At 62.1% G+C, this 15,347-nt stretch carries 12 protein-coding genes; 9 read left to right on the forward strand and 3 right to left on the reverse strand.

The window, feature by feature from the left end:
- Positions 1-131 precede the first annotated feature (131 nt).
- Positions 132-1,223, forward strand: a complete 1,092-nt coding sequence (gene recA, locus ILFOPFJJ_RS25135) for a recombinase RecA (protein WP_173513243.1) — start codon at positions 132-134, stop codon at positions 1,221-1,223.
- Between the two features lie 223 nt (positions 1,224-1,446).
- Positions 1,447-4,110 carry an alanine--tRNA ligase gene (gene alaS, locus ILFOPFJJ_RS25140; protein ID WP_173513244.1) on the forward strand — a complete coding sequence of 888 codons (2,664 nt, stop codon included), beginning with the start codon at positions 1,447-1,449 and terminating at the stop codon, positions 4,108-4,110.
- A 45-nt stretch (positions 4,111-4,155) separates the two neighbouring features.
- Here the strand turns inward: alaS and ILFOPFJJ_RS25145 are convergent, their stop codons facing one another.
- From ILFOPFJJ_RS25145 to ILFOPFJJ_RS25155, 3 genes are all read right to left on the reverse strand, one after another.
- Positions 4,156-5,814 (reverse strand): SulP family inorganic anion transporter, encoded by a 1,659-nt coding sequence (locus ILFOPFJJ_RS25145; RefSeq protein ID WP_173513245.1) that lies wholly within the window; start codon positions 5,812-5,814, stop codon positions 4,156-4,158.
- A 135-nt stretch (positions 5,815-5,949) separates the two neighbouring features.
- Entirely contained in the window at positions 5,950-6,708 is a 759-nt protein-coding gene (locus ILFOPFJJ_RS25150) for an HAD family hydrolase (RefSeq protein WP_173513246.1), read from the reverse strand.
- 99 nt (positions 6,709-6,807) lie between these two features.
- Positions 6,808-8,022, reverse strand: coding sequence for an NADP-dependent isocitrate dehydrogenase (locus ILFOPFJJ_RS25155; RefSeq protein WP_173513247.1), 1,215 nt, complete (start codon positions 8,020-8,022; stop codon positions 6,808-6,810).
- Positions 8,023-8,328: 306 nt separating this feature from the next.
- Here ILFOPFJJ_RS25155 and ILFOPFJJ_RS25160 point away from each other — a divergent pair, with 306 nt between their 5' ends.
- From ILFOPFJJ_RS25160 to ILFOPFJJ_RS25190, 7 genes are all read left to right on the forward strand, one after another.
- Positions 8,329-9,159, forward strand: a complete 831-nt coding sequence (locus ILFOPFJJ_RS25160; protein WP_173513248.1) for an RNA methyltransferase — start codon at positions 8,329-8,331, stop codon at positions 9,157-9,159.
- Entirely contained in the window at positions 9,146-9,943 is a 798-nt protein-coding gene (gene murI, locus ILFOPFJJ_RS25165) for a glutamate racemase (protein ID WP_173513249.1), read from the forward strand. Before ILFOPFJJ_RS25160 ends, murI begins: the two co-directional genes overlap by 14 nt.
- 114 nt (positions 9,944-10,057) lie before the next feature.
- A complete protein-coding gene (locus ILFOPFJJ_RS25170) occupies positions 10,058-11,572 on the forward strand; it encodes a helicase HerA domain-containing protein (RefSeq protein ID WP_173513250.1) in 1,515 nt (504 codons plus the stop codon).
- Between the two features lie 248 nt (positions 11,573-11,820).
- Positions 11,821-12,438 carry a 30S ribosomal protein S4 gene (gene rpsD / locus ILFOPFJJ_RS25175; protein WP_173513251.1) on the forward strand — a complete coding sequence of 206 codons (618 nt, stop codon included), beginning with the start codon at positions 11,821-11,823 and terminating at the stop codon, positions 12,436-12,438.
- 94 nt (positions 12,439-12,532) lie between these two features.
- On the forward strand, positions 12,533-13,480 hold the full coding sequence (locus tag ILFOPFJJ_RS25180; RefSeq protein ID WP_173513252.1) for a glutaminase: 948 nt from the start codon (positions 12,533-12,535) through the stop codon (positions 13,478-13,480).
- 103 nt (positions 13,481-13,583) lie between these two features.
- Positions 13,584-14,468, forward strand: coding sequence for a tRNA 2-thiocytidine(32) synthetase TtcA (gene ttcA, locus ILFOPFJJ_RS25185; RefSeq protein WP_173513253.1), 885 nt, complete (start codon positions 13,584-13,586; stop codon positions 14,466-14,468).
- On the forward strand, positions 14,465-15,289 hold the full coding sequence (locus tag ILFOPFJJ_RS25190) for an inositol monophosphatase family protein (RefSeq protein WP_173513254.1): 825 nt from the start codon (positions 14,465-14,467) through the stop codon (positions 15,287-15,289). Before ttcA ends, ILFOPFJJ_RS25190 begins: the two co-directional genes overlap by 4 nt.
- The last annotated feature ends 58 nt before the right edge of the window (positions 15,290-15,347 follow it).

Consider the following 15,347-nt stretch of genomic DNA (forward strand, 5'->3'; position numbering starts at 1 on the left):
AACGCAACGAAAATAATCATTACCATTCAATTGGTTGCCACTCTGTTGCCAAAGCGGAACAAAACATGTACAAAAACTCCTGCGGCGGCTTCATTGCCTCGATAGCTCCAATAACCTAAAGGTGGGACCAAATGGCACAAAACTCTTTGCGGCTCGTAGAGGACAAATCGGTGGATAAAAGCAAGGCACTTGAAGCGGCTCTCTCCCAGATCGAACGGTCGTTCGGCAAGGGATCGATCATGAAGCTCGGCGCGAAGGACAGCGTAATCGAGATCGAAACTGTTTCGACCGGTTCGCTCGGCCTCGATATCGCGCTCGGCATCGGCGGCCTGCCGAAGGGGCGCATCGTTGAAATCTATGGTCCGGAAAGCTCGGGCAAGACGACGCTGGCGCTGCAGACCATTGCGGAAGCGCAGAAGAAGGGCGGCATCTGCGGCTTCGTCGACGCCGAACATGCGCTCGATCCGGTCTATGCACGCAAGCTCGGCGTCGATCTCGAAAACCTCCTGATCTCGCAGCCGGACACCGGTGAACAGGCGCTCGAAATCACCGACACGCTGGTCCGTTCCGGGGCGATCGACGTTCTCGTCGTCGATTCGGTTGCAGCCCTCGTGCCGCGCGCTGAAATCGAAGGCGAAATGGGCGACAGCCTGCCGGGCATGCAGGCCCGGCTGATGAGCCAGGCGCTGCGCAAGCTGACCGCTTCGATCTCCAAGTCCAACTGCATGGTGATCTTCATCAACCAGATCCGCATGAAGATCGGTGTCATGTTCGGTTCGCCGGAAACGACGACGGGCGGCAATGCGCTGAAGTTCTATGCATCGGTGCGCCTCGATATCCGCCGCATCGGCTCGGTCAAGGAGCGCGAGGAAGTCGTCGGCAACCAGACCCGCGTCAAGGTCGTCAAGAACAAGATGGCGCCTCCCTTCAAGCAGGTGGAGTTCGACATCATGTATGGCGAGGGCGTTTCCAAGACCGGCGAGCTCATCGATCTTGGCGTCAAGGCCGGCATCGTCGAGAAGTCCGGCGCCTGGTTTTCCTACAACAGCCAGCGCCTCGGCCAGGGTCGGGAGAACGCGAAACTTTTCTTGCGTGACAATCCCGATCTTCTGCGCGAGATCGAGATGGCTCTGCGGCAGAATGCCGGCCTGATCGCCGACAAGTTCCTGGAGAACGGTGGACCGGAGAGCGATGACGACGGCGACGCAGCGGCCGAAATGTAAGATCTGAGGCGGCAAGTTTTAAATAGAGCCGGTCGTCCCTCGGACGGCCGGTTTTTTGCTGCCGTCTGGACAGCGTGATAGACGGAAGATAAAAGCCTGTGGTTCCGGCGGCTGAGGGCGTTGGTGGGCGCGACTGTCACGGACAGACGCGGGGTTTGAGATGGCGGTGCGCGGCCCGAAAAGTGCGGTCGCGACCGGGAATGGTGCACAGATAGGACGCAAAATGAGCGGCGTGAATGAAATTCGGTCGATGTTTCTCGACTATTTCCGCAAGAACGGCCACGAGATCGTGCCGTCAAGCCCCCTCGTGCCGCGCAACGACCCGACATTGATGTTCACCAATGCGGGCATGGTGCAGTTCAAGAACGTCTTCACCGGCCTGGAGCAGCGCCCCTATTCAACGGCCGCGACCGCGCAGAAATGCGTGCGCGCCGGCGGCAAGCACAACGACCTCGACAACGTCGGCTACACGGCCCGGCACCACACCTTCTTCGAGATGCTCGGCAACTTCTCGTTCGGCGATTATTTCAAGGAACGCGCGATCGAGCTTGCCTGGAACCTCATCACCAAGGAATACGGGCTAGATGCCAAGCGCCTGCTGGTGACTGTCTACCACACCGACGACGAAGCCTTTGGCCTCTGGAAGAAGATCGCCGGCTTCAGCGACGACCGGATCATCCGCATTCCGACCAGCGATAATTTCTGGGCGATGGGCGATACCGGTCCCTGCGGCCCGTGCTCGGAGATCTTCTACGATCACGGCGAGCATATCTGGGGCGGACCGCCCGGATCGGCGGAAGAGGATGGTGACCGCTTCATCGAGATCTGGAACCTCGTTTTCATGCAATACGAGCAGATCACCAAGGAAGAGCGCGTCGACCTGCCGCGCCCGTCGATCGATACCGGCATGGGACTGGAACGCGTTGCCGCCGTCCTCCAGGGTCAACACGACAATTATGACATCGACCTGTTCCGCGCATTGATCGCTGCTTCCGAAGAGGCAACCGGCGTCAAGGCGGAAGGCGACCGGCGCGCAAGTCACCGCGTCATCGCCGACCATCTGCGTTCCTCCGCCTTCCTGATCGCCGACGGTGTGCTGCCCTCGAATGAAGGGCGCGGTTATGTGCTGCGCCGCATCATGCGCCGCGCCATGCGCCACGCACAGTTGCTCGGCGCGCAGGAGCCGTTGATGTGGAAGCTCCTGCCGGCGCTCGTCGAGCAGATGGGCCGCGCCTATCCGGAGCTCGCCCGCGCCGAAGCGCTGATCTCCGAAACGCTGAAGCTGGAAGAGAAACGCTTCCGCAAGACGCTGGAGCGCGGTCTGAACCTTCTTTCCGAAGCCTCGGCAGATCTTTCCGAAGGCGATCAGTTCAACGGCGAGACTGCCTTCAAGCTCTACGACACCTATGGCTTCCCGCTCGACCTGACGCAGGACGCGCTGCGCGCCAAGGGCATCACGGTCGACACCGACGCTTTCTCCGCAGCCATGGAACGGCAGAAGGCCGAAGCGCGAGCCAACTGGGCTGGGTCGGGCGAAGCCGCGACCGAGACGATCTGGTTCGAACTCAAGGAGAAGCACGGCGCGACCGAATTCCTCGGCTATGACACGGAGTCCGCCGAGGGTGTGATCCAGGCGATCGTTCGTGATGGCGCGGTGGTCGAGTCCGCCGCCAAAGGCGAGAGCATTCAGGTGATCCTCAACCAGACGCCTTTCTATGGCGAGTCCGGCGGCCAGATGGGCGACACCGGCGTCATTACGACCGAGACCGGCAAGCTGATGGTCACGGATACCCAGAAGCGGGGCGAGGGGCTTTTCGTCCACTATTGCGTCGTCGCCGAAGGCAGCGTGAAAGCCGGCGAGGCCGCGGCGCTGACCGTCGATCATGCGCGTCGCACCCGGCTTCGCTCCAATCACTCCGCGACCCACCTGCTGCACGAGGCGCTGCGCGAGGTGCTCGGCACGCATGTGGCACAGAAGGGCTCGCTTGTGGCACCGGACCGGCTGCGCTTCGACGTGTCGCATCCCAAGCCGATGACCGCCGAGGAATTGAAGGTCGTCGAAGAGATGGCCAACGAGATCATCGTGCAGAATTCGCCGGTGACGACGCGGCTGATGACCGTCGACGATGCGATTGCTGAAGGCGCAATGGCACTCTTTGGCGAGAAATACGGCGATGAGGTCCGTGTCGTCTCGATGGGGCAGGGCGTTCGCGGCTCGAAGGCAGGGAAGCCGTACTCGGTGGAACTCTGCGGTGGCACGCATGTGTCTGCCACGGGCGATATCGGCCTTGTGCGGATCGTTTCGGAAAGTGCGGTCGGTGCCGGTGTGCGCCGAATTGAGGCACTGACCGGCGAGTCGGCTCGCGTCTATCTCAACGAGCAGGATGAGCGCGTTAAGACGCTGGCGTCCGCGCTCAAGGTCCAGCCGGCGGACGTTCTCGGGCGGATCGAGGCACTGCTTGATGAACGGCGCAAGCTGGAGCGGGAATTGACAGAGGCGAAGAAGAAGCTTGCGCTCGCCGGCGATGGCCAGAACGGCTCGGCCGATGCCGCCCGCGACATCGCAGGCGTCCGATTCCTTGGCAAGGTCGTTTCCGGCGTCGAGCCGAAGGACCTGAAGAGTCTTGCCGATGACGGCAAGAAAACGCTCGGTTCCGGCGTTGTCGCCTTCGTCGGTGTTTCCGGCGACGGCAAGGCGAGTGCGGTGGTTGCTGTAACCGACGACCTCACTTCGAAGCTCAGCGCCGTCGACCTCGTACGCGTCGCATCCGCCGCACTTGGCGGCAAGGGCGGCGGCGGACGCCCGGATATGGCCCAGGCCGGCGGTCCGGACGGCAACCGTGCAGCCGAAGCAATCGAAGCGGTCGCCGTAGCGCTCGCCGGCTGAACGGATCCCGGATGAACGGAAGAAAGGGCGCTGCGGCGCCCTTTTTCATGCGCTCTTTTCACTGCGGATGCTCGCGAGCGCCGCCTGGACCGAAGCGCGCATGATGACGCGCGGCGGACGAACGTCGTGCTGGCGGAGCGTGCGGCGGACCTGCGACCTCGCACCGGTGATGATGAAACGTACGCCCGTCCGCTCGGCCTTCCGCAGCGTCCCCTCGATCACATTGGCGGCGGTCGAATCCATGAAGGGCACTTCCGAGCAATCGAGTATGAAATTCCGGCGCTGATCGGCGATCCGGTCGAGGACGGTGCCGACGGTCGCCGCCGAACCGAAGAAGAAGATGCCCGAAATCCGATAGATCACCGTATCAGGGTCATCCGCAATGGTAGGATGTTCCACCTCGCCATTTTCCTGCTTCATGGCCTCCAGCGGTTTTGTTTCTCCGACCGAGATGCTCTTTGCCATGCGGTCGATGAAGAGAACCGCGCCGAGGGCGAAGCCGATCACGATGCCTTCCGTGAGTTCGCGGAAGACGACAATGATGAAAGTCGCGAGAAGGACGACCGCGTCGCCGTAGGAGGATCGAAGGAGTGCCGTGAATGCCGGCTTCTCGATCATGTTCCAGGCAACGATGGCAAGCACGCCGGCCAGCGAGGCAAGCGGGATGTAGCTTGCAAGCGGCGCGGCGAGAAGCATGAACAGAAGGAGAAAGACCGAATGCAGCATGCCGGAAACCGGGCTCGTTCCGCCGGCACGCACATTGGTCGCCGTACGGGCGATCGTCCCGGTGACGCAGATGCCGCCAAAGAGCGCCGAGCAGACATTCGCGATCCCTTGCGCGATCAGTTCCATGCTCGAGCGATGCCGCCGGCCGGTCATGCCGTCGGCGACGACGGCCGACAGCAGTGACTCGATCGCGCCGAGCAGTGCAAACGAGACGGCATCCGGAAAGACGGCGGCTGCCTTCTCGAGCGATAAAGGCGGCAGCGCCGGCAAAGGCAGGCCACGCGGAATGCCGCCGAAGCGCGTGCCGATCGTTTCCGCCGGCAATTGCAGCAGAGCGACGAAGGCAGAAGCGGCAGCGACGGCGATCAGCATGCCGGGCCAATGCGGCCGCAGCTTTCGCAGCGCGAGAATGATGCCGATCGTCAACGCCGCCGTCAGAACTGCTGCCCAGTTGACCGTTCCGGCGGCAAGTCCAAGCGTCGCAAGCTTCTCGATGATGGGCCCTGGCTCGTGGCCGCTCAGAGTGAGGCCGAAGAGATCGCGCAATTGGCTAGCGAAGATGATCACCGCGATCCCGGCGGTGAAGCCCACGGTCACCGGATAGGGAATGAACTTGATGTACTTGCCAAGCCGCAGGTAACCCGCGGCAACGAGCATGATGCCCGACATCGCCGTTGCAAGCAGCAGGCCGTCGAGACCGTGCCTGGCGCCGGTTGCAGCCACGAGCACGATGAAAGCGCCGGCAGGGCCACCGATCTGGACGCGGCTGCCGCCGAGGAGCGAAACCAGAAAGCCGCCGACAATCGCCGTGTAGAGACCGCGATCGGGCGTCACGCCGGACGCGATCGCAATGGCCATGGACAGCGGCAGCGCGACGATCGCGACGGTCAGCCCGGCAAAGGCGTCCGCCTTCAAGCGAGCGCGACCGTACCCCTCTTTGAAGACGCTTACCGTTTTGGGGACGAGAGAATCGGGCATCGTCGAGATTTTTCCGGATCCCAATATTGGGGGCCAAGCGTGCTGGACACCATCAGACTATCTGAGTCGTTACGCCGGACAAGCAGACGCGATCGAGCGCTTGATATCCGCAGGATTTGTCCAATCGATCGATGCTTAATTGCTTTCGCGAATGATGCCCCAGCGCCGCAGGCCTTCGAGTACGCCGTCGGCATGGGAGCCGCGGGCGAGAAGGTGCCGACGCTGATGCGCAACCGCCTGCCGTAGCTCGGGGAGGGCATTCGCGACCACCACGCCGCGGACTTGCGGCAGGCAGAACATCTCGCAGTCGTTACCGGTGTCGCCGGCAACGACCACCTCGTCGAAGCTCAGCGAAAGTTCCCGGCATATCCAGGCAAGCGCGCCGCCTTTGCCGCCGGCACGGGGCAAGATGTCGAGGTCCCGGCTGCTGGAATAGATCAGTTTCACGTCCAGGCCGGCGCTCGCCAATTGTCCTGCAATGTCCCGGAGCCGATCTTCTCCGGCATCGGGCAGGTTCCAACTGGCCTTGTACCTGGATTGGTCCGCGTCTGCCTGGCGCCTTGCCCCTTCGATCGCCTGCATGATTGCCGCGACGGTGCTCGGATCAAGCGGCGGCCCAAGCTGCTCTGTGAAGGCGCGCAATTCGCGACGCACGAGTCCATCCGCTATTGTCGTGCCGACGCCGCCGATCATGTAGTCTGGTGGGGGCAAATCCTTCGCGTCGACGAGCGCGGCGATATCATCGACCATTCGCCCGCTGTTGTAGACGAGAAGCGGCCGGTCAGCCGGGCGAAGAGCCCACCACGCGGCGCGAAACCGTTCGGCCGCTGCAGCATCGCCGAGTAGCGTGCCGTCGATATCCGACGCCAGCAGCTTCACGCGCTTTTGTCGCATCTGTTCCACCGTTCGTTCTGTCTGATTTTAGCATGACAGCCCGGTACGCAAAAACCCGGCGCGAGGCCGGGTTCCTGAAGCGAAATCGGTGAGGCGCCCTTAGGCAGCCATCGCCTTCTTGAGGTTCTCGTCGATCTTGTCGAGGAAGCCGGTGGTCGACAGCCACGGCTGGTCCGGACCGATCAGGAGCGCAAGATCCTTGGTCATGAAACCGGCTTCGACCGTCTCGATGCAGACGCGCTCGAGCGTTTCGGAGAACTTCGCGAGTTCGGCGTTGCCGTCGAGCTTGGCCCGGTGGGCAAGGCCGCGAGTCCAGGCGAAGATCGACGCGATCGAGTTGGTCGAGGTTTCCTCGCCCTTCTGGTGCTGGCGGTAGTGGCGCGTAACCGTTCCGTGCGCTGCTTCCGCCTCGACCGTCTTGCCATCCGGCGTCATCAGTACCGAGGTCATCAGGCCGAGCGAACCGAAGCCCTGCGCAACGATATCGGACTGAACGTCACCGTCATAGTTCTTGCAGGCCCAGACATAACCGCCGGACCACTTCAGCGCCGAAGCGACCATGTCGTCGATCAGGCGGTGTTCGTACCAGAGCTTCTCCGCCTTGAACTGTTCGGCGAACTCCTCGTCGAACACCTTCTGGAAGATATCCTTGAAGCGGCCGTCATAGGCCTTGAGGATCGTGTTCTTGGTCGAGAGGTAGACCGGGACCTTGCGCTGCAGACCGTAGTTGAACGAGGCGCGGGCGAAATCGGTGATCGATTCGTCCAGGTTGTACATGGCCATCGCAACGCCGGCGCCGGGCGCATCATAGACGTCGTGTTCGATCGTCTGGCCGTCCTCGCCGACGAACTTGATCGAAAGCTTGCCCTTGCCCGGGAACTTGAAGTCGGTGGCGCGGTACTGGTCGCCGAAGGCATGACGGCCGACGATGATCGGCTTCGTCCAGCCGGGAACGAGGCGCGGCACGTTCTTGCAGATGATCGGCTCGCGGAAGATCACGCCGCCGAGGATGTTGCGGATCGTGCCGTTCGGCGACTTCCACATCTTCTTCAGCTTGAACTCCTCGACGCGTGCTTCGTCGGGCGTGATCGTCGCGCATTTGACGCCGACGCCATGCTTCTTGATGGCGTTGGCGGCGTCGATTGTCACCTGGTCTTCGGTCGCGTCGCGGTTCTCGACGCTGAGGTCATAATATTCGAGATCGAGGTCGAGATAGGGATGGATCAGCTTGTCCTTGATGAACTGCCAGATGATGCGAGTCATCTCGTCGCCGTCGAGCTCGACGACCGGATTGGCGACCTTGATCTTTGCCATGGATATGCCTCGTAGCTTTGCGGGACATCGGACGAGATGCCCCCGGTGGGAGAAATCCAGAGCCCTATAGCATTGTGAACCGGCAAGGCAAAGCATGCTCGGCTGAAACTTTGGATGGAGGAAGGACCGGTGTTTCTGTCCGTCGGATCCGGCGCCGGCTAACGCTCAACTCGGCCCGCAGTTGATTTCCATACCGCGGAGCGGCTCACATTATTGATAGCCGTCCTGCGAGCGGTGAACGGTGGCCTTTAAATTCTTGACCGATTGTGCGAGGGAAACGCCGAACAGAAGGCGAAGGCATAGGCAATGGCAGGTACCAACAGCGAGCGCGAACTCTTGACGGAAGGTCCCGCGATCATTCTCGCTTATCCGCAACTCGGCGAGAACATCGGCATGGTGGCGCGTGCCATGGCCAATTTCGGGCTGTCGGAACTGCGCCTCGTCAACCCGCGCGACGGCTGGCCGAGCGAAAAGGCGCGTTCGGCAGCAAGCCGCGCCGATCATGTCATCGATGGCGCCAAGCTCTACGGCACGCTCGAGGAGGCGATCGCCGATCTCAACTTCGTCTACGCCACCACCGCCCGCGACCGTGACGGCTACAAGCCCGTGCGTTCGCCGATCATCGCGGCGCGCACGCTGCGCCAACGATTCAAGGGCGGGGAGGCGGTCGGCATCATTTTCGGCCGCGAACGCACTGGCCTCACCAACGAGGAAGTGGCGTTGGCCGACGAGATCGTGACCTTTCCAGTCAACCCGGCTTTCGCCTCGCTGAACCTCGCGCAGGCCGTGCTGCTCATGTCCTATGAGTGGATGAAGACCGGCATGGAATCGGAAGACGAAACGTCCTTCCAGGCGATCGGGCAACGTCCGGCGACCAAGGAACACCTGCAAGGTCTCTTCGACCATCTGGAACAGGCGCTGGAGGCACGCAATTACTTCCGCTCCGCCGACAAAAAGCCGAAATTGGTCGAAAATCTCCGCGCTGTTCTGACGAGACCATCCTTTACCGAATCCGAAATCCAGGTGCTGCGCGGCGTCATCTCTTCGCTCGATCGGTTCACCCGCGAAAATCCGCGTGGCTCCGGTGCGCCGGCGGGGCGCAGCAGGAAAGTGCAAGGCGGCGGTGACAACGAGTGAACTGAAACCCATACTCGTCTTCGACAGCGGGATCGGTGGGCTGACGGTGCTGCGCGAGGCGCGCGTGCTGATGCCGGAGCGGCATTTCATCTACGTCGCTGACGATGCCGGTTTCCCTTACGGCGGCTGGGAAGAGGGGGCGTTGAAGGAGCGCGTGATCACGCTCTTCGGCGAACTGCTCGCCGCGCACCATCCGGAAATCTGCATCATCGCCTGCAACACCGCCTTCACCCTTGTCGGAGCGGATCTACGCGCGGCCTATCCGCAGATGACTTTCGTCGGCACGGTTCCGGCGATCAAACCGGCGGCGGAGCGGACGCGTTCGGGGCTGGTTTCGGTTCTGGCCACACCCGGCACGGTCAAACGCGCCTATACGCGCGATCTCATCCAGTCCTTTGCGTCGCAATGCCACGTGCGGCTCGTCGGCTCGGAAAACCTGGCGCGCATGGCGGAAGCTTATATTCGCGGCGAGAAACTCGACGACGAGGCAGTCCTAGCCGAGATCGCGCCATGTTTCGTCGAAAGGGACGGGGAGAAGACCGATATCGTCGTGCTCGCCTGCACGCATTACCCCTTCATGGCAAACGTTTTCCGGCGGCTGGCGCCTTGGCCGGTCGATTGGCTCGATCCGGCAGAGGCGATTGCGCGGCGCGCCCGTTCGCTCGTGCCGCTGCCGAACGGTTTCGAGCCGTTGAACGGCGAGGACCCGGCGATATTCACCAGCGGCAGGCCCGACTTCGCCACGCGCCGTCTGATGCAAGGCTTTGGACTGACGATCAGGTAAACATCTGTGGGTTTCGCCCATTGCGCCGAGCAAAGCGCCTGGAAGGGTGCTAGACGCTGATACGTGCCCACGGTTGTCCCGTTGGGGCAGAATGCATTCTTTGATGAGGTACGGATGAAAGTCGGCATCGACATGGGAACGACGTCCGAAGGGACTTCGGCCTCGCTCGATATCGAAGAGCTCCTGGCGACGCGCCTCCTGGTGCAGGGCAATTCCGGCTCCGGGAAGTCGCATCTCTTGCGGCGCCTGCTTGAACAGTCCGCCCCATGGGTGCAGCAGTGCATCATCGATCCGGAAGGTGATTTCGTCACGCTCGCCGACAAGTTCGGCCATGTGGTGATCGAGGGCGAGCGCACGGACGCGGAGCTCATCGGCATCGCGACGCGCATCCGCCAGCACCGCGTCTCCTGCGTCCTTTCGCTCGAAGGGCTCGATGTCGAGCAGCAGATGCGCAGCGCCGGCGTCTTCCTGAATGCTATGTTCGATGCCGATCGTGAATACTGGTATCCTGTTCTCGTCGTCGTGGACGAGGCGCAGATGTTTGCGCCATCGGTCGGCGGCGATGTCTCGGAAGATGTCCGCAAGGTGTCGCTTGGCGCGATGACCAATCTCATGTGCCGCGGCCGAAAGAGGGGGCTCGCCGGCGTCATCGCCACGCAGCGCCTGGCGAAGCTCGCGAAAAACGTCGCGGCCGAGGCCTCGAATTTCCTGATGGGGCGCACCTTTCTCGACATCGACATGCTGCGCGCCGCCGATCTCCTGGGCATGGACCGCCGCACCGCCGAGATGTTCCGCGACCTGAAACGCGGCTCTTTCGTCGCGCTCGGGCCTGCGCTGTCGCGTCGGCCGCTGAAGGTGACGATCGGCTCCGTCGAGACCTCCGCCCGCTCCACCAGTCCGAAGCTGATGCCGCTGCCGGAAGCGCCGCAGGACGTCGAGGACCTGATCTTCACGCCGGATCCCGAAGAGTTGACGCGGCCGATCGTGCGCCGGCCGGCTCCGCAGCCACGTCCGGCGACCGATATCCTCGCCGAACTGTCACGGCCACGCCCAGAGCCCTTGGCAACGGTCGAAATCAAACCTGCCCAGTCGGAAATGTCGCAGGAGGAGCGCGAAGCGCTGCTCGACAGCCTGTTCGCCGAGATCCTGGCCAATCCGGACGCGGCGTTCCGGCCGGACGCCGAACTCTTCCAGGACTTTCTCGTTCGTTGCCGTATCCGCCGCGTACCGGGGCCTGCACTTTCTTTGAGCGCCTTCCGCCGCAAGATGGCCGTCGCCCGGTCCGGCGTCGATGCCGAGACGGCTGCGACAGAGACATGGGCATCGGCGCTCCGGCTTGCCGACCGCGTAACCGAGGATCTGCAAGCGGTGTTTCTGATGATGGCGCAGGCGGCAGTGCGTGGCCTGCCGTGTCCTTCCGACGCGATGATCGCGCGGGCCTACGGAACCCATTCCGCCCGCCGCGCACGCCGGCTGCTCGGCTATTTCGAGGAGCACGGACTCGTCGTGGTGCACGCGGATTTCTCCGGCAAGCGCATCGTTGCTTTCCCCGATCTCGGGAGCGAAACCGCGCCGGGCGATGCAAACGGTCCGGATATCGGGAATGCCGAACGCACAGCCGCTGAGTAAGCGTTCTCGCGAAAGGCCGCATGCGTAAAACTTTCCGCTTTTACGTTGACAAATCAGCAATCGGTGCGTAAAGACCCGCCCAACGCCGGGCAGCGATGCCCGGTGTTTCATTTGACATGTCCCGTGGTTTCTTGCGTCCGCGTGATCGTAAGAGGCCTGTCAGAACTCCCAAAATGGGTTCAGAGGAGGGCGTGTTTCCTTGATCCGGCTTGGCAACAAGCCGGTGTAACTGATTGAAAGGAAATGCGATGAGCAAGCGCGAATCGTCCAAGTACAAAATTGACCGCCGCATGGGCGAAAACATCTGGGGCCGTCCGAAGTCCCCGGTCAACCGTCGTGAATACGGCCCGGGCCAGCACGGCCAGCGCCGCAAGTCCAAGCTTTCCGACTTCGGCGTGCAGCTGCGCGCCAAGCAGAAGCTGAAGGGCTACTACGGCGACATCCGTGAAAAGCAGTTCCGTGCGATCTTCGCCGAAGCTTCGCGCCGCAAGGGTGACACTCCGGAAAACCTGATCGGCCTGCTGGAATCGCGCCTCGACGCGATCGTCTACCGCGCAAAGTTCGTTCCGACCGTCTTCGCTGCGCGCCAGTTCGTCAATCATGGCCACGTCAAGGTCAACGGCGTCCGCGTCAACATCGGTTCCTACCGTTGCAAGCCGGGCGACGTCATCGAAGTCAAGGAAAAGTCCAAGCAGCTCGTTTCGGTTCTCGAATCCGTACAGCTCGCTGAGCGCGACGTTCCGGACTACATCGATGCCGATCACAACAAGATGGTCGCGACCTATGTCCGCGTTCCGGTTCTCACCGACGTTCCGTACCCGGTCGTCATGGAACCGCACCTGGTCGTCGAATTCTATTCGCGTTAATCCGGGGCTTTTGCCTTGAGCTTTCGAAAACCGCCCGGAGACGGGCGGTTTTTTTGTACGAAGATGCCGATCAATCAGTGTCGAGGAATGCCGCATGCCGGAGCAAAAAGCGCCGCAAGACCTGCAGGCGATCATCGATGACATTTACCGTGAACTGACGCCGCGCCTCGGCGAGGGCAAGGTGGCCGACTATATTCCGCAGCTCGCACGCGTCGATTCCCGCCGTTTCGGCATGGCAATCGTCACCACCGGCGGTGAGATATATCGGGTCGGCGATGCGGAGATGCCGTTTTCGATCCAAAGCATCTCCAAGGTGTTTACGCTGACGCTGGCGCTTGGCAAGCACGGCGAGAATATCTGGCACCGCGTCGGGCGCGAACCGTCGGGCTCGGCCTTCAATTCGATCGTGCAGCTCGAGCACGAAGGTGGCAAGCCGCGCAATCCCTTTATCAATGCCGGCGCGATCACCATCAGCGACCTTATCCTTGCAGGCCACACGCCCAAGGAGCTGATCGGCGAAATCGTGCAGTTCGTCCGCTATCTTGCCGACGACGACACGATTGTGATCGACCACGAGGTAGCGCGCTCGGAGACGGCAACCGGCTTCCGCAATGTCGCGCTTGCCAATTTCATGCGTTCCTTCGGCAAACTCGATCATCCGGCCGAGCATGTACTCGGCGTCTATTTCCATCATTGCGCATTGGCGATGACCTGCGCGCAGCTCGCCAAGGCCGGCCTGTTCCTGGCAGCCGGCGGCACGAATCCGTTGACGGGACATTCCGTCGTTTCGCGCCAACGCGCACGCCGCATCAATGCCCTGATGCTGACCTGCGGTCACTATGACGGCTCCGGCGACTTCGCCTATCGGGTCGGCCTGCCCGGCAAGAGCGGCGTCGGCGGAGGCATTCTGGCCGTCGCGCCAGGCAAGGCTTCCGTCGCAGTCTGGTCACCCGGGCTCAACGAGAACGGCAATTCGCTGCTGGGTTCGCTGGCGCTCGAAATGCTCGCCGCGCGCACCGGCTGGTCCGTCTTCGGTCCTTGATAATCCCTTTCAAAGCCGTTTTCCCTTGATCTTCGAGGCCGGACAGGGCAAGTGCTGGTCCAGGCTTCCGGGCGCCTTGCCTGCATATTCCGAGACCATTGCCATGGAACTTTCAGCATCGTCCCAGTACGACACGGTGAACATTGCCGCGGACGACGAAGAGACCGGGTTTGATGCTCATCCGCTTTTCGCGCGGATGCCGTCCTCGGTTTCCTTCAATAAGCTCCGCAAGCGCCTGCTGCGGCAAACCCGTCAGGCGCTCGACGATTTCGACATGTTGAAGGGTGCCAGACGCTGGCTCGTCGGCCTTTCCGGCGGCAAGGACAGCTACAGTCTGCTGGCTCTGTTGATGGATCTGCAATGGCGCGGTCTGCTGCCGGTCGAGATCATCGCCTGCAACCTCGATCAGGGCCAGCCGAACTTTCCGAAGCATATCCTGCCGGACTATCTGAGCTCGATCGGCGTCAAACACCGCATCGAATACCGCGACACCTATTCCATCGTAAAGGAGAAGGTGCCGACCGGCGCGACCTATTGCTCGCTCTGCTCGCGGTTGAGGCGCGGCAATCTCTATCGCATCGCGCGGGAGGAGGGGTGTGATGCCCTCGTCCTCGGCCACCATCGCGAGGACATTCTCGAAACCTTCTTTATGAACCTCTTCCATGGCGGGCGGCTCGCGTCGATGCCGGCTAAGCTTCTCAACGACGAAGGCGATCTCATGGTGCTGCGGCCGCTTGCCTATGCAGCGGAAGACGATCTAGCGAAGTTCGCGGCGGCCATGGAATTTCCGATCATCCCCTGCGACCTCTGCGGCTCGCAGGACGGTCTCGAACGCAATGCGATGAAAGCGATGCTTGCCGACCTCGAGCGGCGCATGCCCGGCCGCAAGGACACGATGCTGCGCGCGCTTGGCCACGTGAACCCGTCGCACCTGCTTGATCCAAAGCTTTTCGATTTCCAATCCCTTTCCCCGGAGCCCAAAGAATGAGCCAATCCGTCGACATCGCCGCACTCGCCAACCTTCTGCAGGAGGCGGCGGTCAAGGAAATTCTGCCGCGGTTCCGCAATCTTGGCGCCGGCGATGTGCGCATGAAGTCGGAGGCGATCGATCTCGTCACAGAAGGCGACGAAGCAGCGGAAAGGCTCATCAAGGCCAAGATCGATGCGATCGCGCCGGGCGCTGTTTTCATTGGCGAGGAGTCCGTTGCCGCTGACCCGGCACTGCTTGATAAGCTCGCCGATGCCGATCTCGCAATCGTCGTCGATCCGATCGACGGAACTTTCAATTTCGCCGCCGGCTTGCCGCTCTTCGGCGTCATGGCAAGCGTGGTCGCCAAGGGAGAGACCGTCGCCGGCATCATTTATGATCCGCTTGGCAACGATTGGGTCATTGCCGAGAAAGGGGCTGGCGCCTGGCTGTGCCGGCCGGACGGATCGCAGGAGAAATTGGCGGTGACTGCGGGCGTGCCGCTCGAGGCCATGGTCGGCGGTGCTTCGACGGCCTTCTACAAGGAAGATGACCGCCGGATCGTCATGGGCAATTTGGCCAGGGTCAGGATCGCCACCAGCTACCGTTGCGCGGCTCATGAATACCGGATCTTTGCCGGTGGTCATGTACACTTCCTGATGTACCAGAAGCTGATGCCGTGGGACCATCTGGCCGGCACGCTGATTGCCGAAGAGGCGGGCGCCTATGCGGCGCGCTTCGACGGCTCCCGCTATCTGCCTGCCCACACCAATGGCGGCCTGCTTCTGGCGACCGACAAGGAGAGCTGGGAAGCCCTGCGGCGCGAGGTTTTCACGGTCTGAGCGATTTCGCACGATCACAAAAAATGGAAAGGCCCGCCCGGATGGTCCGAGCGGGCCT

The sequence above is a fragment of the Sinorhizobium psoraleae genome, from assembly GCF_013283645.1.
Taxonomy (GTDB): Bacteria; Pseudomonadota; Alphaproteobacteria; order Rhizobiales; family Rhizobiaceae; genus Sinorhizobium; species Sinorhizobium psoraleae.